At 36.6% G+C, this 19,567-nt stretch carries 16 protein-coding genes; 10 read left to right on the forward strand and 6 right to left on the reverse strand.

Annotation, left to right across the window (positions count from 1 at the left end; translation table 11 throughout):
- Positions 1–102: 102 nt before the first annotated feature.
- Entirely contained in the window at positions 103–1,059 is a 957-nt protein-coding gene (locus D569_RS25050; protein WP_018933926.1) for a lytic polysaccharide monooxygenase, read from the reverse strand.
- Positions 1,060–1,473: 414 nt separating this feature from the next.
- Here D569_RS25050 and D569_RS0118520 point away from each other — a divergent pair, with 414 nt between their 5' ends.
- From D569_RS0118520 to D569_RS0118535, 4 genes are all read left to right on the forward strand, one after another.
- On the forward strand, positions 1,474–2,433 hold the full coding sequence (locus tag D569_RS0118520; protein ID WP_033405195.1) for an ABC transporter permease: 960 nt from the start codon (positions 1,474–1,476) through the stop codon (positions 2,431–2,433).
- Positions 2,434–2,457: 24 nt separating this feature from the next.
- Positions 2,458–3,354 (forward strand): carbohydrate ABC transporter permease, encoded by an 897-nt coding sequence (locus D569_RS0118525; RefSeq protein WP_018933928.1) that lies wholly within the window; start codon positions 2,458–2,460, stop codon positions 3,352–3,354.
- 66 nt (positions 3,355–3,420) lie between these two features.
- Positions 3,421–5,079, forward strand: a complete 1,659-nt coding sequence (locus tag D569_RS0118530) for an extracellular solute-binding protein (RefSeq protein WP_018933929.1) — start codon at positions 3,421–3,423, stop codon at positions 5,077–5,079.
- Positions 5,080–5,108: 29 nt separating this feature from the next.
- Positions 5,109–5,837: a YesL family protein gene (locus tag D569_RS0118535; protein WP_018933930.1), complete on the forward strand. Its 729-nt coding sequence runs from the start codon at positions 5,109–5,111 to the stop codon at positions 5,835–5,837.
- Between the two features lie 222 nt (positions 5,838–6,059).
- Here the strand turns inward: D569_RS0118535 and D569_RS25055 are convergent, their stop codons facing one another.
- The 5 genes from D569_RS25055 to D569_RS0118555 are packed head-to-tail and all read right to left on the reverse strand — an operon-like array spanning position 6,060 to position 10,133.
- Positions 6,060–6,191 carry a hypothetical protein gene (locus tag D569_RS25055; protein ID WP_281169078.1) on the reverse strand — a complete coding sequence of 44 codons (132 nt, stop codon included), beginning with the start codon at positions 6,189–6,191 and terminating at the stop codon, positions 6,060–6,062.
- Positions 6,188–7,204 carry a sugar kinase gene (locus tag D569_RS0118540; RefSeq protein WP_018933931.1) on the reverse strand — a complete coding sequence of 339 codons (1,017 nt, stop codon included), beginning with the start codon at positions 7,202–7,204 and terminating at the stop codon, positions 6,188–6,190. The genes D569_RS25055 and D569_RS0118540 overlap by 4 nt, the downstream gene beginning before the upstream one ends.
- Entirely contained in the window at positions 7,197–7,949 is a 753-nt protein-coding gene (gene dagF, locus D569_RS0118545) for a 2-dehydro-3-deoxy-phosphogluconate aldolase (RefSeq protein WP_018933932.1), read from the reverse strand. The genes D569_RS0118540 and dagF overlap by 8 nt, the downstream gene beginning before the upstream one ends.
- Positions 7,949–9,055, reverse strand: a complete 1,107-nt coding sequence (locus tag D569_RS0118550) for a DgaE family pyridoxal phosphate-dependent ammonia lyase (protein ID WP_018933933.1) — start codon at positions 9,053–9,055, stop codon at positions 7,949–7,951. The genes dagF and D569_RS0118550 overlap by 1 nt, the downstream gene beginning before the upstream one ends.
- Positions 9,033–10,133 (reverse strand): amidohydrolase/deacetylase family metallohydrolase, encoded by a 1,101-nt coding sequence (locus D569_RS0118555; protein WP_018933934.1) that lies wholly within the window; start codon positions 10,131–10,133, stop codon positions 9,033–9,035. Before D569_RS0118555 ends, D569_RS0118550 begins: the two co-directional genes overlap by 23 nt.
- A gap of 189 nt (positions 10,134–10,322) precedes the next feature.
- Here D569_RS0118555 and D569_RS23160 point away from each other — a divergent pair, with 189 nt between their 5' ends.
- From D569_RS23160 to D569_RS23730, 6 genes are all read left to right on the forward strand, one after another.
- Positions 10,323–12,038 carry a sensor histidine kinase gene (locus tag D569_RS23160; RefSeq protein WP_018933935.1) on the forward strand — a complete coding sequence of 572 codons (1,716 nt, stop codon included), beginning with the start codon at positions 10,323–10,325 and terminating at the stop codon, positions 12,036–12,038.
- Positions 12,035–13,573, forward strand: a complete 1,539-nt coding sequence (locus D569_RS0118565; RefSeq protein ID WP_018933936.1) for a response regulator transcription factor — start codon at positions 12,035–12,037, stop codon at positions 13,571–13,573. The genes D569_RS23160 and D569_RS0118565 overlap by 4 nt, the downstream gene beginning before the upstream one ends.
- Before the next feature lie 96 nt (positions 13,574–13,669).
- Positions 13,670–14,995, forward strand: a complete 1,326-nt coding sequence (locus D569_RS0118570; RefSeq protein WP_018933937.1) for an extracellular solute-binding protein — start codon at positions 13,670–13,672, stop codon at positions 14,993–14,995.
- A gap of 128 nt (positions 14,996–15,123) precedes the next feature.
- Complete coding sequence (locus D569_RS0118575) at positions 15,124–16,014, forward strand: carbohydrate ABC transporter permease (protein WP_018933938.1); 891 nt, start codon at positions 15,124–15,126, stop codon at positions 16,012–16,014.
- 1 nt (position 16,015) lies between these two features.
- Complete coding sequence (locus tag D569_RS0118580) at positions 16,016–16,894, forward strand: carbohydrate ABC transporter permease (RefSeq protein ID WP_018933939.1); 879 nt, start codon at positions 16,016–16,018, stop codon at positions 16,892–16,894.
- 251 nt (positions 16,895–17,145) lie between these two features.
- Positions 17,146–19,329, forward strand: a complete 2,184-nt coding sequence (locus D569_RS23730) for a glycoside hydrolase family 18 protein (protein ID WP_018933940.1) — start codon at positions 17,146–17,148, stop codon at positions 19,327–19,329.
- The last annotated feature ends 238 nt before the right edge of the window (positions 19,330–19,567 follow it).

Here is a 19,567-nt window from a genome sequence, read left to right on the forward strand (position 1 = left end):
TCTTACCAGGCAATTTTGAAGTGTAAAAGCCCCTGTATCAAATATTTTGAAACAGGGGTAGTGTTCTTTATTATAGATCTATTTTTTAATGTATTTTGAGTCTCAGTTCACGACAACCCATACGCTACTTGTATCAGGCGTTTCACCTTGTGTCCACCAGAGTGCTTCATATAAGACACCTTGATACGTAACACGGTCTCCACCATTATATGCAGTGGTGCTGGACCATTCTGGAGCTTCAGGTTGTTCAGGTGTTTCAGGTGCATCCCCGTTTACCAATTCCCATACGTCTGATTCACCAGGAGTATCTCCTTGTGTCCACCACTTTGCTTGATAAACGTTTCCATTATAAGAAACTCGATCCCCATTTAAATAAACAGCATTTGGATCCCACTCCGGTGTGTCGCCAGGTTCTTCCGGATCAGGTTCTCCTGGTTCCCCCGGATCTCCAGGCTCATATTCCCCATCAAAGTTAGCATCAATTACTTGATAGAAACCATTTGCTGTATCCGCTACTTCCCAATACGCAAGAATAACATGATATCCTGACCTTTGAGGAATTTCACAATCATGTGTTGTCGTGAAATCAGGACGTTGCCCATTATCATTATGCGTACAGAATAATTCAAAATCTGCTCGTTCTAACGGAGAATTAGGATCCCAGCCTTCTTTTGTAATATAGTAATCCCAATTGTAGGAAGCATGTGCAGCAGTTAATGTCCATTCAAAGGTAAAGGCGCCACTTGACATCGGAACTTTTGCCCAACGAGTTTCTGATTGTTCGTCTAATTTAGGAAAGACACCTCCAGCACTGGCAATCTGCCCATCTGGTACCCCTGCTTCAGGAAAGTTACCAGGTCCCTCAAGGCTTTGTGGTTCATAAACTACAGCCCCACAATCAACATTAACGCCATCTGCGCATAATAGAGCTCTACTTTCGGGATTACTAACATATCCATGTGCTGAAACAATTGTAGTAAAAGCTAACGACATAAAAAATAATCCAACAACCATCAATCCAACTTTTAGATAACTTAGATTATTCATATTTACACTCATCTCTTCTCCTCCTTGATTATAATACTAGAAGTCTATACCTATTGAAGTAAAAGATATTAGTAAGAGCCCCAATAATTTCGGATTCCACCTCCTTTTCTACCACAACAAAGAAAACCCTTACATTTTATATCATAGAGGATGAAAGTGTTTAATTCAATAGCAGTGGAGGAAATTAGTAAAAAAATCCTATAAATGAAAAACTGAACAAAAATGCAAAAAAAGGATTGCATTACACTCTAGAAATTGGTATAGTTATCTTAACCAATAACAAAACTTATCAACGAGAACATAATCATCTTAGAAATGTCTAGGAGTTTATGTTCTCCTTTTTTTATGTGTAACAATTGCCATGACTTTGCCAGGAACGTGAAGTACAGTCGTTTTTGATTTCAAAAAATGGGGGTAAGGAGACAAATGAATGTGAAATCCGAGGTTATCACAAAAAGTATAAAAACTAATAAGAAGAAAAGCTTTTTCAAAAGATACTTTGGCCAACTTGACTTACAAATGATGGTTATTCCTGGTCTGGTCTTTATTTTTATTTTTAACTATATACCGATGTATGGCGTGTTAATGGCTTTTCAGAATTATGACATATTTGAGGGAATGATGGGGAGCACATGGGTTGGACTAGAGCATTTTAAAATGTTTTTTTCTGATCCAAGGTTTCTGGAAATCATGCGAAATACCTTTGTTATTAGTGGATTGAAGATTTTAATATGTTTCCCGGCACCAATCATGCTAGCTCTTATGTTAAATGAGGTAAAAAACATGGCCTTCAAAAGAACGGTACAAACCATCACTTATTTACCACACTTTTTGTCATGGGTGATCGTTGCTGGATTTGCGATGTCGATATTATCAACTGACAATGGCAGTTTAAATTTTGCATTAGAAAAAATAGGGTTGATTGATGAACCGATTAGTTTTCTAGCAATCCCTGAATACTTTTGGACGATTATCGTTTCTACTAATCTATGGAAATCGATTGGTTTTGCTTCGATTGTTTATATTGCGGCAATTGCAGGAGTGGATCCGCAGCTTTATGAAGCAGCAGCATTAGATGGGGCAAGTCGATTTAAGCAGATCTTTTTAATAACGATTCCCTCGATTATGCCTATCATTGTTATCTTTTTTATTTTAGAAGTTGGAAATCTATTAAATGCTGGTTTCGAAGATTTATTAATTTTAGGAGATTCGGCAATATTACGGTCTGTTTCTGATGTCATTGATACCTATGTTTACCGGGTAGGGATTGGAAGCGGAAGGTATTCCTATGCAACAGCAATTGGATTATTTAAAGCGATTATAAGTGTTGGTTTGTTAACGTTGGCAAATTATATCGCTCGCAGGAATGGCAATAGTCTTTGGTAAAGAGAGAGAAGAGGTGAAGAACTAATGATAAAACCGACATTTGGTGACCGAATCATGATAGTCAGCATATATATTTTTCTGATTTTATTAGGCTTTGTAACGTTCTATCCATTTTGGAATTCGTTAGTGATTTCCTTTAATAGTGGGCAGGACACTATGCTAGGCGGTGTAACTTTTTGGCCAAGAGATTTCACATTGGAAAATTATCAAATCGTTTTCCAGGATAAAAGATTATTGAATGCCTTTTTGATCTCTGTGTTAAGGACGGTAATTGGTACTTTTCTATCTGTTCTAGTTACTGCATTACTGGCGTATGGCTTGTCCAAAAAAGAATTGATTGGTAGAAAATTTTTTATGATTTTCTGTTTGTTAACCATGTTCTTTAGTGGCGGATTAATCCCTACATTTCTACTAGTTAGAGGAATAGGGCTAATGGACTCCTTTTGGGCGATGATTATCCCAACGCTTGTATTAGTGTGGAATATGATTATTTTCCGTACCTTCTTTCAACAATTGCCTAAAGGGCTGGAGGAATCAGCTAAGATAGATGGATGTGGCAATTGGCAAATTTTCTTCCGGATTGTGCTACCTTTGTCAGGACCTGTTATCGCAACGTTATCCCTGTTTACAGCAGTGTTCCATTGGAATGATTGGTTTTTCCCTAGTATTTATATCTCTTCAGAGAACTTGATACCAATTCAGACTTTACTTCGACAAGTATTGAATTCCAATACTGTAACATCACAAATGAGTCAGCTTGATGCGGGAGCTTTAGCGCACATGTCCAATGTAGCGAAAGTTACTGGAAAATCTTTATCAATGGCTACCATGATGGTAGCAACGATTCCAATTATACTAGTTTATCCATTTGTCCAAAAACACTTTGTAAAAGGGGTACTAATCGGATCATTGAAAGAGTAGTGCAATGACATTGGTTTAAGGCTACATGCTTTAAATAATAATTAATTGAAAAAGGGGTTGTGTGCAATGAGGAAAAAGAGTTTTCATTGGTATCTATTACTTGTATTTCTATTAACTGTTGGCATTGTTGCTGGATGTTCTGATAGTGATACCACTGAAAGTGTAGAAGAAGAGACAAATGATTCTGAAACAAACGATGAAGCAGGTGAGGAGGATGACGTATTTGTATTAGGTGAGGAGCCACTGGAAATTTCAATGTTTGGCAATTATGACTGGTACACCATGCCTGGATGGGGGGATGATGTAGCAACAGCTTGGATAAAAGAAAATAAAAAAGTAGATATAACTGCGATTGACGGTGGTGGGAATGCTGAACAAAAATTAACCACGATGATTGCAGGCGATGAGCTGCCTGATTTTATTTGGACAGATCGTGGGGCAGCTGTTGAAAGATTACGGGAAGGTGGAGCACTTGTCCCATTGGATCCTTATCTTGATAAGTATACAAATTTAAGAGACTGGTTCGGTGAAGAAGGTATTAATATGCTTCGTTCAGATGACGGCAAGTTATATCAATTTCCAAACTGGTATAATTCGAGCCCATTTGGCAATGCTGGGTATGTCGTAAATAAAGGAATTTATGAGGATTTAGGATCTCCTCCATTAGAGACTACAGAAGATTTATATCAATACTTACAATTAGTAAAAGACAAATATCCAGATGTTATTCCGTTTGAAACAGGTATAGATGGTCAAGGGATTAATGTTTTATATTCTGCTTTTGCCGAGGGAGAATCTCCGGCTAATATTAACAATGTAGCAGTCCCGAACGGAGATCAGTTAACGTCGATTTTTACGGATGGGAATTATATTGAATCTTTACAATATGTTAGTAAATTGTTCCGTGAAGGATTGCTTACTCAAGACGCTTTAACACAAGATCAGGATATGGTTATTGAGAAAGTCACATCAGGTAACATAGCTGTTTTCGCATCTGCAAGTCCAACTGATCATGCCAGAACTGGTCATTATAATCTTTTGGAAGAAGATCCTGATGGAGGATATTTCATGATTCATCCCATTCATAAAGAAGGATTAGATTCAAATGAAGTTTACCCAGGTTCTTATAATATGATGGGGTGGAATGTAAGTGTTATCACTAAAGGTGCGGAAGATCCCGAGAAGGTTTTTGCTTTCTTGGATTGGTTAACAGGACCTGAAGGGCAGGCTTCACTCATATTTGGTCCTGAGGGAGAATATTGGGATGGATTTGATGAAGAAGGATTCCCACAATTTACGGAAAAATACTATGAGGACCCTGAAGGTTTAGCGAAAGTGGAAGAAGATACAGCGAATTTTCAATGGAATGGGAATTCTAATTTCTTAGATACAGCGAAAGCTAAATTTGAAGAAACATTACCTGAGGAACATCGTAATTGGACGACGCACTGGCAAAATACAATTACATGGGATACCCAATATGATGCAACACAATATTTGAATATTAGCCCGATTCCCGAAAGTGAGGAAGGGATTATCCAGCAACGTGTAGGAGAAATTTTTGAGGAGGCTCGTGCCAAAGCAGTTTATGCACAAAGCGATGAAGAAGTCGAGCAGATAATGGCCGAAGCTGAAACAGCGGCTCAGGATGTAGGTTATCAACAACTCCTTGAATTTCAAACTGAAAAATGGCAAGAGAATCTAGCGATTATGGCTGGGCAATAAATGATTAAATGGAAGGGGAGTAAATCATCATGGAATCGATGGGAATGATCGGTAGATTTTATCAAATATCGTATTGGATGATGAAATTACTACTGGTAAATATGATATGGGTCATTTTTAATTTTCCAATCGTGTATATGGTACTGGCTACATTAACAGTAAACAGTATGGATGAACTGTATTTGCTTCTTATCATCATCATACTGTTACTCCCCTTTATTTTCTTTCCCGCCACTAATGCAATGTTTGCGGTAGTAAGAAGAGGAGTGTTATATAAGAAGGATGATAGATTACTATCTTATTTCTGGAAGACATATAAACAAAATTATGCTCGCAGTCTTGTAGGTGGGATAACGATTACTGTTCTTTGGTTTGTTTGGATTTACAATTATCAATTATCAGGGATTGAGTTAGGTTCTGGATTGTCTTATATTTACCTCGCTCTTACTATGTTTTTATTAGCATTTACGAGTTATTTCTTTGCGGATAGTGTACATTATCACCTTACATTTATTGCATCCATTAAAAAATCTATCATAATGAGTATAGGTTTTCCGCATTATACCATTTCTATAATTGGTGTTTCAGGTGTTTGCCTATATATTTTATACTGGCTACATCCCGTATTTCTTGTGTTGTATGGTGGGATTTTGCCTGCAATTATCTGTTTTCTAGGTTATTATTTCATTTACCTAAGAGCAAAAAGAGTTAAGGAAACGAATGAAAGTAAAAAACAATGGAACCCCCAAAAAGCATAAGCGGCCAGCTCATTGGTCGCTTATGCTTTTGTGTTTGTGAAAATATATCACTTGGTATCATAATTATTAGTAATGATAATGCCGTATCTTGGACTTTCACAGAATTAATAATTCGAGTTGCCAGGTCTACCATTGATGTAGCGCATGCATAAAACGTAGACTGCCCACTACACTTTACAATTTTCTATTTGTCTACTGTTCCTTTGCTCTTACCTAAAATCCTTAGTTCATTAACAAACTAAATCTTTTGTGATTGAATTGAAGAAAGAAGCAGAAAATATCACCAATTACATCAACTTCACCAACTGCAACTTTCGGCAACATTTCACTGCTGTTGCCGAAAGTTGCTATCATCTAATTACATCACGGATTTGGTGGTTGCTTGCTTGTAAAATCTCTTGCTTGGTAGATAGCGGTGTATCACCTACAATGGTATGTGCTAGCATACATGAATTGGTCGCAAACTGAATGATTTGTTGTGGTTGATAGTCTTGGAGTTTTCCGTGAATAATGCCTGTTGCAAAGGCATCACCAGCTCCGATTCGGTCCAAAACACGAAATTGTTCTTGCTTTGCATAATGAAATTTCCCTGCCTGATATAAATAGCCTTTGATAGAATGGTAGTCATCATGATGAATTGTTCGATGGGTACCTGCTATCATAGATATGTTATAATCCTCTGCCACTTTTGGAATCAGTTCCTCTAACTGTTTTTCACGTTCTTGATGCTGACAGTGGTATTCTAATGTGTAAAGTGCATCTTTCTCATTCATCATCACCATATCAGCGATGTTTAGTAGTTGGTCATAGTATGGTTTTGCTTTTAGATGGCCGTTTTCTCCCCATAGAGAAGGACGGTAATTGCAATCAAAGAGAACAGTACCGCCCTGCTCCTTGACTAAATTAGCTAACCGTATCATTTGCTGTCGAACATTTTCATTCATAGCTAGTGTTATCCCACATACATGTAATAAGTCGATCTCTTCAGCGATTTTATGAAATGAATAGTTGGATTTACTTGCGGTATTAAAGCTACTTTCCATACGATTGGAGTAAGTTACACGACTTGGCCGAGCACCAATTCCATTCTCTAAAAAATACATTCCGATATAATTACCTGATCGGGCGATATAATCGGTCGAAATGCCGAGCTTTTGTAAATGAGAAATAGCAGCATCACCAATTGGATTAGCTGGTAGTGTTGAAATGAGTGCACTTTCATATCCTAATTTTTCGATGCTGCCAGTAATATTTACCCCTGTACCCGAAAACGAATATTGTAAAGAATTGGCTTGTGTCAGCAGTAGATTCTCAGGCACTTGCATACGCATCATTACTTCCCCAAAGGCTGCGATTTTCTTAGACATATTGATCAACCAGCTTTTTTACTTGTTGTAGTAAGAAGGTTACATCATCAACGTTAGTCTTGCCAGTTTCTTTATCAATAATCGATGAATAAACATGGGGAATGATCTGCGGTACATTGGCTGATAAGGCAATATCCAATATTTCAGTGAAGTTTGTTTTATCTATACCGCCAGTAGGCTCTAGTGCAAAGTTTTCTTCACCACACGCTTTGGCGACGGCTTTGTACTCATCTATTGTCGCTAAACCTTGCATTGGAAAATATTTAAGTGCCTTTCCTCCCATATCACGAACTAATGAAATAGCAGATTTGACAGGAACCATTGCTTTTTCCGCATGTTCACTAATAGGACCTGTTGAAATATTGACGTAACCAATCTTCCCAGAAGGTGTTACTAAGCTATTAATCCAACAATCTTGCTTATCCGTATTTGCTTTCGTGTGTCCGACATATGGAAATACTTGATTTATATGTTTGCCCGTATATTGTTTTGCTATCTCAGCAACTACTGGTGCTTGCCTACTATCACCTGCTCCGAGTCCGATCGAGACTGCATCCTCTGTTGTTGCACCATACGCTTTCATAGCCTGTATAGCTTCATCTGTTGTTCGGTAATCCTTGGACAGAACACCAACTAGTACATGTTTTTCAGCAGCTTGATAGATATCTTTCGCGTTATCGATACTGTTGGCTAATACATTTAAAGCAACCCGATTTTGATAAAAATGATTAAAAATAGAAGCCATTATGAACTACCTCCTAAAATCTCCTGGATTCTTTGAACAATAATCTCGATATCATTTCCCTGTAATGGGCGGGGATCAATATCGAAAAAGCCTTGCTTTACTCCATAATCTCTAGTGTAGATAGCGATCTTTCCGATTCTTAAAGCAGTAGCTAATTCTTCTGCACTCATGTTTGCTTGGATGGGGTTAACCTTGATTCTTCCTCGATAAATCTCTCTTCCCGCTTCATCTTGGACAATATCAACGGTTACACCATCCAATTCATTTAATACATGTAAGGCTTGAAGGCTATCTCGCTCTTCTCGACTATGATCTTCTTTGTTAAAAAAATGATCAATTGCCTGAAGTAACCCGAAAATTGCTTCTTTTCCTACTTTCATACTTCTGCCGATTCCATATAATTGGACTTTTACCCAATCAATGTATTGTTTTTTTCCTGCTACAATCCCCGAGGTTGGCCCTTCGATAGCTTTCGAACCACTGAAGACAACAAGATCGGAACAGGATATATATTTTTGCAGATCTTCTTCAGCAGCAGCATCAATAATGAAGGGAATGCCATATTTTTTGGCAACGTCCCATGCATCCTCAACCGTTATCATGTTTTTTTGAACGGCATGATGAGATTGAACATATAAAATAGCACACGTATTGTCGTTTATCGTTTCTTCTAAATGTTCCTTCCTACCTTCATTCGCATAGCCGGCTTCTACTAGTCTTCCACCTCCTAAATGAATCATGGTTTCTATTGGAGCTCCGTATTGAACATTGTGTCCTTTAAATAAGATCACTTCATTTTCTGGAATGTCTTTTTGGTGTAGCTTTAAACTATCAAACTTATTTCCCTTTGTTACGAGAGCTGCAATTGACATTGCGATTCCACTAGAAGCAGAATTAACGACGACCGCATCTTCACTGTCTAATTTATCCGCTATATAGCTCCCTGCTTTATCTACTAAATCAGCTATTTCGATATAGTTTTGTGCTCCTATTTTCATTGCGTCCATAACACTGTCATTTGGTGCCGATACCCCTAAAATGCTCATTCTGCCACTTGCATTAATGACTCGCTTTAACCCGTATTTAGCATGTAATGAGTTCGCCATCTTTTACCACTCCTTTAGGTACGATGATTTGATTGGTAATTCTCTCTTCTCCAACTGAATCAACTAAAACCGTTTTTTTATTTTCCATCTTAAATATTGTCAAGTTAGCAATTTCACCTGCTGCACAGGTAGCTAACTCAGGCATTCCTATAGCTTGGGCAGGGTATATGGTTATGGCATTGATGACTTGTTCCAAAGAGTAGCCAAGATAGAGAAATTTACTGGCTACATGAGCTAAGCTGTACACTGGACCATTCTGCCGATTCTTCCGGTAAATATCAGTACTGATCGAAAAAGGATAGATTTGATGCTTTTTGGCATACTCCGCAACTTGAAAGGAAAAGCTTGCACTGCCGTGGCCAACATCTAACAACACCCCACGGTGGATTGCCTGTTGCAGTTCTTTTAGTGGATTACCATTCTGATCAAATAAATTATTGCTTTTCCCGTTTAGAAAATGTGTCACAATATCCTTTCGATCTAGTAATCTTAAAATATCGTTAATAGCTGGCGGTGCTGAGCCAATATGTACCATTAATGGTAGGGAGGTAAGACGAGAAAATTTTTTGGCGATTTGTAATGGGATAATGTTGTTGTCCTTTACCACACTGTTACTTATTCTAGCTTTAAGTCCAATGATTTTCTCGTGGTATTTAGCAATGGCATCTACCACTTTCTGTTCATCTATCCATTCCAGATTAGATAGTTCATCCATTCTTGTAAGGCCGATAGCTGAAATATTTAAAAACACATATAAATTTGTCTTATGTACCTTCTCAGCATCAAGGATATCGCTTACATTGTTTGCGCCACAACTTCCAGCGTCCACAATGGTTGTTACACCTTGTTTAACACCAATTTCATCTATTTCGTCTCCGTATGGATATAATGCTTTATTTGCATGTACATGTAGATCAATCCACCCGCTCGACACATAACAGCCAGAATAATTGAGTTTTTCCTGCGCTATTCCTTTTCCAGCCTTGGTAATGTCAGCAATTCGACCATTTCTAATCACCATATCCACTTTCCGCCCAGTAGCGAATTTCACATTCTGTAGTACATACGAATATGTCATATATTTCACCCCTTATGATAAAAGAATATCAATTTTAAGTATAGATGTCTATACATTAGGTGGTGAATTTATAAATATTATCTGCTTGTTTGACGCAATTGATATAGTATTTACTTGATAATGGATTGGTGATATAATCCAACTAAATTTCTGTTAATGGTATAGATGACTGTATAGGAGGTGTGTAGCTTGTATAGATGGTTTAAAAAGTCGGTTCAGCATCAATTAATTGTATTTGTGTTGTTAGCTGTACTCATTCCAATTAGTTTGTTAGGTACTATTTCTTATTTCACAGCAAATCATCTTGCGAAACAACGAGCAACGGAATCTGCCCAATCTTCCTTGGACCAGCTAGAAAAATCTCTTGAATTTATTGTGAATGATGTTGATAATATGTCAGTTTTTTTAATTGGAAATGAAGATGTGCAACAATATTTAAAAACAGAGAAAAACACGGTGCAACAAAGATGGAATATCTATGGTTTTTTATCTAATTTGACCTATTCTAAATCCTATATTGCAAATATCTTAATTGAACCGCTCAATAAAAACCAGAATATTTCTACCCTTTCAACTTTATCTTCTAATACTGAATATAGCGTGAATCATAAACAGAACGTTATCAAAAGTTTTCGATATGAAAATGATGTCATTACTTTGCATCGCCCGATAAGAAGTACTGATGACTACCAACTAATTGGCTATTTGAACATTTATCTGGATCAACAAGTTATGGAAAAATATATACAAGCTGTAGATTTGGAGTGGGGTGGCACAACATATTTATTGAAGGATGATATCTTATTAGCTGCTGGTAATCGTTCCAATACTGATGTTCATCTGAAAGATTTATCTCAACGGTTAAAAGCAAATCAAAACCCATTAACAACAAAGATGGAGGGGATGGAGAACACAATTATATCTAGTAAAGTGCCAGAAGTTGATTGGGCATTAATTAGTGTCATCCCTACAAAGAAATTTACCGCTGAGAACCGAAAGTTTTTACAACTAACCTTGTTGGCAATTATTATCGCAATTCTTCTAGTCACGGCATTAGTGTTGTTTTTCGTTCGTAAAGTGATTGGACCTTTGTCGAAGTTAACAGAAGTTATACAAACTTCTGATCCAACAGCTGGTTTGAAGTTGGTATCCTTACATTCAAGTGATGAGATTGGCTTATTATTGGATAGCTATAATAAATTGAATAAGCGAATTTATCATTTGCTGGATCAAATAAAAAGAAATGAAGCACGGAAGAGAGAAATAGATTTACAAGCCTTACAGGCGCAAATAAACCCGCATTTCTTATACAATACATTAGCTTCGATTCACTGGATGGCACTAGTGAATCATGATATCAAGATTTCCAGAATGGTTTCTGCCTTGAGTAATTTTTTAAGATACAGTCTTAATAAAGGTAATGAATATTGCACGATAAAACAAGAGCTTGAGCATCTTGATAACTATGTGAGAATCCAACAATTACGATATCCTAATCTATTTCAATTGAACATAGATATTCCAAAAGAAGTGGAGGAATATTATATGCTGAAATTAGTATTACAACCTTTAATTGAAAATAGCATTATTCATGGATTATTGCCTAACGAAAACAAGCAAGGAAAAATCGATATAACAGGGTGTTGGGAGCAAGATAGTTTATGTATACATGTTCACGATAATGGAATCGGTATGTCAAAGGAAAAACTTAAAGAATTAAACGAGTGGTTCTTAATAGATGAAAAATTAGAAGAAGTGGTTGGAACAAGTTATGGTCTTCGAAATGTTAATTTAAGATTATCTATGCATTATGGCTCAACATCAAGGTTGACAATGAATAGTGAAAAAAATAAAGGAACAACTATTTCATTTGTTGTTCCGTTAGAAAAGAGGTTTATAAAATGAAAGTGTTAATTGTAGATGATGAGGTCATCATTCGAGAAGCTATTTCTCAAGTAGTACCGTGGGAAAAGTATGGCTATCAAATAATAGAACCAGCTGCCTCTGCTGAAGAAGCCATCCATAAGATTCAACAATATGCACCGGAAATTGTTTTAACAGATATTAAAATGGCAGGAAAAAGCGGACTTGAGTTAGCATCAGAAATTCAACAGCTACAATTACCAATAGAAGTAATAGTCTTAACAGGTTATGATGAATTTTCCTATGCCCAGAAGGCTATCCGTGAAGGTGTATGTGATTATTTATTAAAAAATAGTGGTCCAGAAGAAATATTAAAAGCGGTTGAAAAAGCAAAAAAACGATTAGAAGCAAATGGAAGAAAGTTTCGTCAAGACAGAACAGAATCACAGTTAACCCTATCCTATACTATTAACAAGTTATTAAATGGTGATGTCACGAAAGTAGAATTGAATCATCTCCATGATTTACTATCACCGACAGATCGTACATTTTATCAAATTATTATAATCGATAGATTAATAGACAATTCCGTAATACTAGAATGTGAGCAACTATGGAATCGTTATTTAAAAGGATGGTGGTTTCAATTAAATGGTCAAACATTTATTCTCACCTATAGATCTGCTGTTTACCAAGATGACTATATGATAAATATGGCTATTCAAAAACTAAATACTGTCTTAGATCATACATTTTTAATGGGAGTAGTAGTTGAAAAAATAAGTGATTTACCGCAGTCTTATGAAACAGCTCACGTTCTTTTAGGTTATCAGAATATATTAAAAGATAGGCGTATGATTACTAGTCAAGACGTGCAAGACCGTAAAGGGATTTCCAAAGCAAAATTTATCCAAAAAAACGAAAACGACTTTATGAAAAGAATCAACAGTGGTAATGCAGCAGATCTAGAAAAATGGATGGAACAACTAGTGGAAAAAATGGTAAAAGATCCACATGCTACCCCGGAATCTATTCAGTTAGTGATCCAATCATTATATATTACCATGGTCAGGCTTATCCATCGGGTTGCCTTTGCGGTAGGTAGTGAAGTGGATGAATTACCTTCCCTTTTACCTGTTCATCAATGGCTGTCATTGCCTAAAGAATTTCTGATCCCGACGTTCACTAGAATGCTAGAATTATACCGCCAGTTAGTTAGTAGTGAAGGAGGATTTGTTGAAATTTCTATTCAATATATGGAAATGAATCTAGGCAATGCGATTTCTTTAAAAGAAGTTGCTCAATTTGTCAATGTACATCCCAACTATTTAAGTGACATGCTACGAAAGCGAACAGGGAAATCTTATATGGAATTAATTACGGAATTACGTTTAAAAAAAGCAAAAGAGCTACTGGTGAATACTCCAGCTAAAATAAAATCTATATCAGAACAAGTTGGCTATTCTGATTGGAAGTATTTTACTAGTCAATTCAAAAAGGAGACAGGACAAACCCCTTCACAATATAGAGAGCAAAAAAAGATGCTAGATGAAAAGAATACAAGCAGTTTTAAGTAAGTTTGTTTTTTTCCACCTATTCACTTTGATTTACCCCCTCAAAAAAATTAAGCGCTTACAATAAAATGATCTTAATTCCAAAAGGAGGTATGAAAAATGAGGAACAACAATCTATTTTTATTTCTAATGGTGTTGATAAGTATTTGGTTAACTGCATGTAACAGTGACCAAGCGGAAAATACAGCAAGTACCGAAGAATCGGCAGAAGCAACGGTGACCATTTGGCACAACTTTGCTGGAGATGATCTGAGAGCTAGGACAGTTCGTGACTTAATAGACCAATTTGATGAGGAGAATCCAAACATAAGTGTTGAATCTGAGGCAATTCCAGTAGATGGTTACCGTCAGCGAATTAGTACGGTAGCTGCAGCGCAGGAACTGCCAGATGTTTTTTTTACTTATGCCGGGAGTTTTACAGACCAATTTTATGATGGTGGATTGATTCAACCGATTACGCCGTTAATGGAGGAACATAGTGATTGGGCTGATTCATTTTTGCCAACTGGTTTAGAAGCGTATGAATATGGAGACAATGGCGATATTTATTCAGCTCCAGTTGGTATGTCATCCACTTCATATTTATTCTATAATAAGCAATTATTTGAGGCGAATGGAGTAGAAGTTCCAGAAACATGGGATCAATTTTTAGATGTGATTCATACTTTTAATGACCAGGATATTACCCCTATTGCTATCGGGAATCAAGCACCTTGGGTGGCGCAATCTACAACCTTTGGAGCGATAGCTGACAGAGTAACAGGAACGGAGTGGTTCATGAAGGCAGTTGAACAAGATGGTGCTTCATTCACAGATCCAGTATTTATTGAAGCCTTAGGTTATTTTAAACAGTTAGTAGATGCTGATGCCTATCAAGAAGGAGCCAATAGTATAGATAATACACAAGCAGAGCAATATTTCGCACAAGGAAAAGCAGCGATGATGATCAATGGATCATGGACAGTAAGTAGCTTAGCAGCATCTGCATCCGAAGACGTGATTGAAAACATTGGAGTTACAGTTGTACCCAGTATAGAAGATGGCGAAGGAAGAGCCAATACGATAACCGGTGGCCCAGGTGGTGGATTTGTGTTGAATAGTGAGGCAGAAGGTAACGTGAAAGAAGCAGGGTTAGAACTTATCTATGCTTTGAGTAATGAAGAGGCCCAAAAAGCCATTGCTGAAAGTGATTCTATGGTTATGTATGACGTAGATATTGATCGAGAAAATGTATCACCCTTATATTATGAGGCATTTAATTTGGTAAGAAGTGTAGAATTTGCACCAGTTTATGATTTGTATTTATCAGCAGCAGCAGGTGAAGCAATAAATAATGGTCTGCAAGAAATCATGCTAGGTGGAGAGTTGGAAACAGTTGCTGAAAAGGTGCAACAAGCGCAGGTTCAATCATTAGAAGAAGAGTAAAACATATGCTACTTATCCAAAAATATAAATAGAGGCTGCTACATGTTATGTGATTGCTGCTGTTTAATGGTCTTACGTTAATAATAAATATTAAGAAGTTTTAGTTAGATTTGATAAGGGGGGATAGAGTGCAAGACATACTTAAAGCAAAACACTGGATTATCATATCGTTACTACCAGCATTATTACTATATACATTTATTGTTATCGTGCCAATATTTTGGTCTTCGTATTATGGTTTCTTTAAATGGTCAGGCATGAATGAACCTAGTTTTATAGGATGGGCCAATTATTTAGAAGTAGTAAATGACCCTATTTTCTGGCGAGCTTTAAAAAATAATATGATCATTGTGGTCGCTTCTGTCTTTGGCCAAGTACCTATCGCATTATTATTAGCACTGATGTTACGTCAAACTACATTATTTCAGCGCTTTGTACGTTCAGCTGTATTCTTACCGACGGTAATATCAACGGTTGTAGTTGGTTTGATCTGGGGATATATTTATAATCCAGAATTCGGTATTGTCAATGCGTTACTTGAAATGATTGGCTTAGAATCATGGACCAGAGCGTGGTTATCCGATCCAGATGTTAATATGTATGCAGTATCAATTCCTATTATTTGGAACTACATTGGTCCGTATTTAATTATCTTTATCGCAGCTATTCAAAACATTCCTACTGAAATAGAAGATGCAGCAAAAATGGATGGAGCGAACGGGTTTCGTAAATTATTTTATATTACTTTACCTATGATGTGGACAACAATAAAAGTTGCAGTTGTACTATGTATTTCAGGCAGTTTAAAAGCTTTTGATCAAGTATTTGTAATGACCGGTGGAGGCCCTGCCCAATCAACCGAACTGTTAGCAACTTACATGTATAACAACACCTTTATGACTTATCGATATGGATATGGCTCAGCGGTATCTACTATGATTATTATTGTTAGTCTTATCCTAATCCTAATTAGTCAAATTTTAATGAAACGAAAAGAAGAGAAGGGGATGGGCATTTAAGATGAGAAAAGATGTGGTTTATGAAGCAAATAGATCCTTTAATCCGGTTTTTAGACAGAAAAAATCTATATTTAAAGTAATAAAAACGGTTTTTTTAATCACTTTCTCTTTTTGTATGATCTATCCGCTCTATTGGCTGTTTATTAGTGCTTTTAAATCAACAGATGAATTCTTTCAATTTCCTTATGCATTACCGAGTGAGTGGACATTCGATAATTTCGTTAGAGCTTGGAATTTAGCCGATTTAGGTGGGGCTATGATAAATTCAACTGTTGTTACAGTTGTCGGAACGATTTTTACTGTATTTCTAGGTGCTTTAACTGCGTATGTACTTTCGCGTTTCTCCTTTAAATGGAAAGGTTTTATCATGTTATTTTTTCTATTAGGTATGTTAATTCCTATTCATAGTACCCTTGTACCATTGTTTTCTATTATGAATGAGATAGGAATGTTAAACACATATTGGGCATTAATATTGCCATATACCGCATTTGAACTACCGATAGCTATCTTCTTAATAACTGCTTATATGTCAAGCATACCAAAGGAAATGGAAGAAGCTGCTGTCATTGACGGAGCCGGCTATTGGGGGATTTTCTTTCGGATCATGCTTCCTATGACAGTTCCTGCAATGGCGACCGTAGCTATCTTAGCATTTTTACGGTATTGGAATGAGTACATTTTTGCGCTTGTATTTATAAATGATGCCTCATTAAAAACTTTACCACTTAGTTTATCGATTTTTTCTGATGGTTACAGTACAGATTATTCTTTAACGATGGCCGCAATGGCTATAGCTGTTATACCGACAGTTATTATGTATGTTTTTTTTCAAGAGCAAATTATGAAAGGAATGGTAGCAGGTTCGGTGAAGGGCTAATTGATGTAATGAAAGCTGTTGGTAAAGAAAAAAAGTCTAGTAAAAAAAGGCTTTAATATATCTGATTCAATAAGGGTGATCGCTGAGTAAAAATGCTAGTGATCACCCTGAAAAATATGTTGACATAAAATAATGAATTCTGTAATCTTGTATAGAGGTATAGTCATCTTATCTATTGTTCCTAAAATAGATTGCGCTTACATCGATATGTATTCTATTAATCTATTAAAGGAGTGGAGGAAAGAGTGATAGTGAAAGGGAAATGTCAAGATGTTATGAAATGGTTAGTATCAGGCTGTGTCGCAATTGTAATAGTTGCTGTTGGTTTATTATTCCTAGCAACAGAAGAAATGACTGCATCAGAACCAGAAGATGATTATCGAGTTGTCGGATATTATACGCAATGGTCAACATATGGCAGAGATTATCAAGCGGTAGATATTGATGCAAGTAAATTAACACATATCGTTTATGCATTTGCGGATTATTGTTGGGAAGGTGAAGGTCATGCAGATACAACTGATTGTGAAGGAGTAACAAATGGTACAGTAGTATCCGCTGATCCGTGGGCAGATTATCAAAACCCGAATGTATTAGGACTTACTGAAGAGGAATTAGAAGATTGGGATCGGGATTTTTATGGAAACTTAGGTGGTTTAGCAATATTAAAGGATGAAAACCCGGGATTACGTACCTTATTATCTATTGGGGGATGGACATTCTCGAAAAATTTCTCCCATATAGCAGCATCAGAAGATACTAGGGAAACTTTTGCAAAATCAGCAGTTGCTTTTATGAGAAAGTATGAAATGGATGGTGTAGATATCGATTGGGAATACCCGGTTAGTGGTGGGCAAGAAGGAAATGTTCACCGCCCGGAAGATAAAGAAAATCACACTTTGTTATTACAAGCGATACGTGATCAATTAGACAAAGCAGAGGAAGAAGACGGCAAGGAATATGAATTAGCGATTGCTTCTAGTGCAAATCCTTCTTATCTAGAAAATAATGAAATGGAAAAAATTGCGGAAATAGTTGATTTTATTGACATTATGACTTACGACTTTAACGGAAGCTGGCAATCTACCAGTGCACATAATGCTCCATTATTTGTTGATCCGGCTGCAATGGACGCAGGAGTACCAGACACAGATGTATTCAATGTAGACACAGCAATCGAAGGACATTTAAATGCGGGTGTACCTGCCAATAAATTAGTGATGGGATTACCTTTTTATGGTCGTTCATGGGCTGATTGTGATAACGCGGAGGATAGCCCTAATGGCGGTTATTATCAAAACTGTCAAGGTGCAGGTGATGGAACATGGGAACCAGGGGTCTATGATTATGATGATATTATGGCCAATAAATTAACGGATGAGCAATATACTGCTTATTGGAATGATGTTTCCAAAGTACCCTATTTATTTAATGAAGAAACAGGCGAGTTTATTACCTATGATGATGAACGTTCGATAGCGAATAAAATCGCCTATCTGGAAAACCGTCAACTTGGCGGGGCGATGATTTGGGAGCTAAGTGCAGATCGTGAGAGTAGACTATTATCTGTAATTTTTAATGAATTTACAAACGGCACAACACCACCTGAACCTACACCTCCTGATGATGGTACGGTTAAGGATATAGCAGAACTCGAGATCAGTGATAATCAGTATATGTATACTAACTCAAGTAATCAGGAAAGCATCGTTTTTAATGCATCCCTTTTGGAAGAATTACAAGAAGATTATGAGTTAGTGATTGATTATAAAGATATTGCTATAGAAGTACCTGTTGCATTGTTGCAGAAAGAAGAAAATATAACCTTCCAATTTGCCGAAGCTGTAGAGGAGATAAACAGTAAGCATGATAATCAAGTTAGCTCAATATATGATTTAACGATATTAGCTGGAGATGAAGTGTTTTCAGATTTTGGCGAGCATCAAGTTACATTGACTTTCACTGTGAATGAAGACAAGATAGAAAATTGGGATCAATTAGTTGTTTATTTATTGGAGGAGAATGGTGAAAAACAGAAAGAAATAGATGTCGAGTACGATAAGGAACAACAAATCGTTATGGCAGAGGTTGCTCATTTTAGTTTATACGGGGTATTCGAGAATAGCACTCCTGATGAAGAACAAACAGAGGATGAAAAGGAAGGCAATGAGTCTGAAATAGATAACAATAATGGAAATTCGAACGAAAAAACAACGGAAGAACCTTCCACTAATAATACGGATAAAGACGACACGAACGATGGGAACAACGAAAAAGAAAGTACTACATCTTCTCAAAGTCAAGATGAGCAAACGGAAGGTCAGCCTCTTCCAGATACTGATACGAACCAATTCGAATTTTTATTAATCGGCTTACTATTAATAACTGGCGGTGGCATCGTGTTTTTCGTATCAAAATTGCGTAGATATTCTTAATATATTTTAGGTATAGACAACTAATCCTATATTATGTTAATCTATATATAATTGGAATTGGCTAATTAAATCACGACTCACATGTTACTAATGAGATTAGGCATGGAGAAAATATAAAGGCTGGTTTATCGCCTTTAATATTTCTTCATGCTTTTTTTGTGGGAAAAGAAAGTATAAAAATTTGGTACTTGTCTAGCTCCGAACGCCCAGAAATTATGCGATTTCACGAATCGCCCTA

It is taken from the genome of Gracilibacillus lacisalsi DSM 19029 (assembly GCF_000377765.1).
Lineage (GTDB): Bacteria > Bacillota > Bacilli > Bacillales > Amphibacillaceae > Gracilibacillus > Gracilibacillus lacisalsi.

Bases quoted from the DNA above. Each gene is read 5' to 3' on its own strand.
- D569_RS0118565 (WP_018933936.1), top strand. From the start codon at position 12,035: ATGAAAGTGTTAATTGTAGATGATGAGGTCATCATTCGAGAAGCTATT.
- D569_RS0118580 (WP_018933939.1), top strand. From the start codon at position 16,016: ATGAGAAAAGATGTGGTTTATGAAGCAAATAGATCCTTTAATCCGGTT.
- D569_RS0118520 (WP_033405195.1), top strand. From the start codon at position 1,474: ATGAATGTGAAATCCGAGGTTATCACAAAAAGTATAAAAACTAATAAG.
- D569_RS25050 (WP_018933926.1), bottom strand. From the start codon at position 1,059: ATGAGTGTAAATATGAATAATCTAAGTTATCTAAAAGTTGGATTGATG.
- D569_RS0118540 (WP_018933931.1), bottom strand. From the start codon at position 7,204: ATGTCTAAGAAAATCGCAGCCTTTGGGGAAGTAATGATGCGTATGCAA.
- D569_RS0118530 (WP_018933929.1), top strand. From the start codon at position 3,421: ATGAGGAAAAAGAGTTTTCATTGGTATCTATTACTTGTATTTCTATTA.
- dagF (WP_018933932.1), bottom strand. From the start codon at position 7,949: ATGGCTTCTATTTTTAATCATTTTTATCAAAATCGGGTTGCTTTAAAT.
- D569_RS0118525 (WP_018933928.1), top strand. From the start codon at position 2,458: ATGATAAAACCGACATTTGGTGACCGAATCATGATAGTCAGCATATAT.
- D569_RS0118555 (WP_018933934.1), bottom strand. From the start codon at position 10,133: ATGACATATTCGTATGTACTACAGAATGTGAAATTCGCTACTGGGCGG.
- D569_RS0118550 (WP_018933933.1), bottom strand. From the start codon at position 9,055: ATGGCGAACTCATTACATGCTAAATACGGGTTAAAGCGAGTCATTAAT.
- D569_RS0118535 (WP_018933930.1), top strand. From the start codon at position 5,109: ATGGAATCGATGGGAATGATCGGTAGATTTTATCAAATATCGTATTGG.
- D569_RS0118570 (WP_018933937.1), top strand. From the start codon at position 13,670: ATGAGGAACAACAATCTATTTTTATTTCTAATGGTGTTGATAAGTATT.
- D569_RS25055 (WP_281169078.1), bottom strand. From the start codon at position 6,191: ATGATAGCAACTTTCGGCAACAGCAGTGAAATGTTGCCGAAAGTTGCA.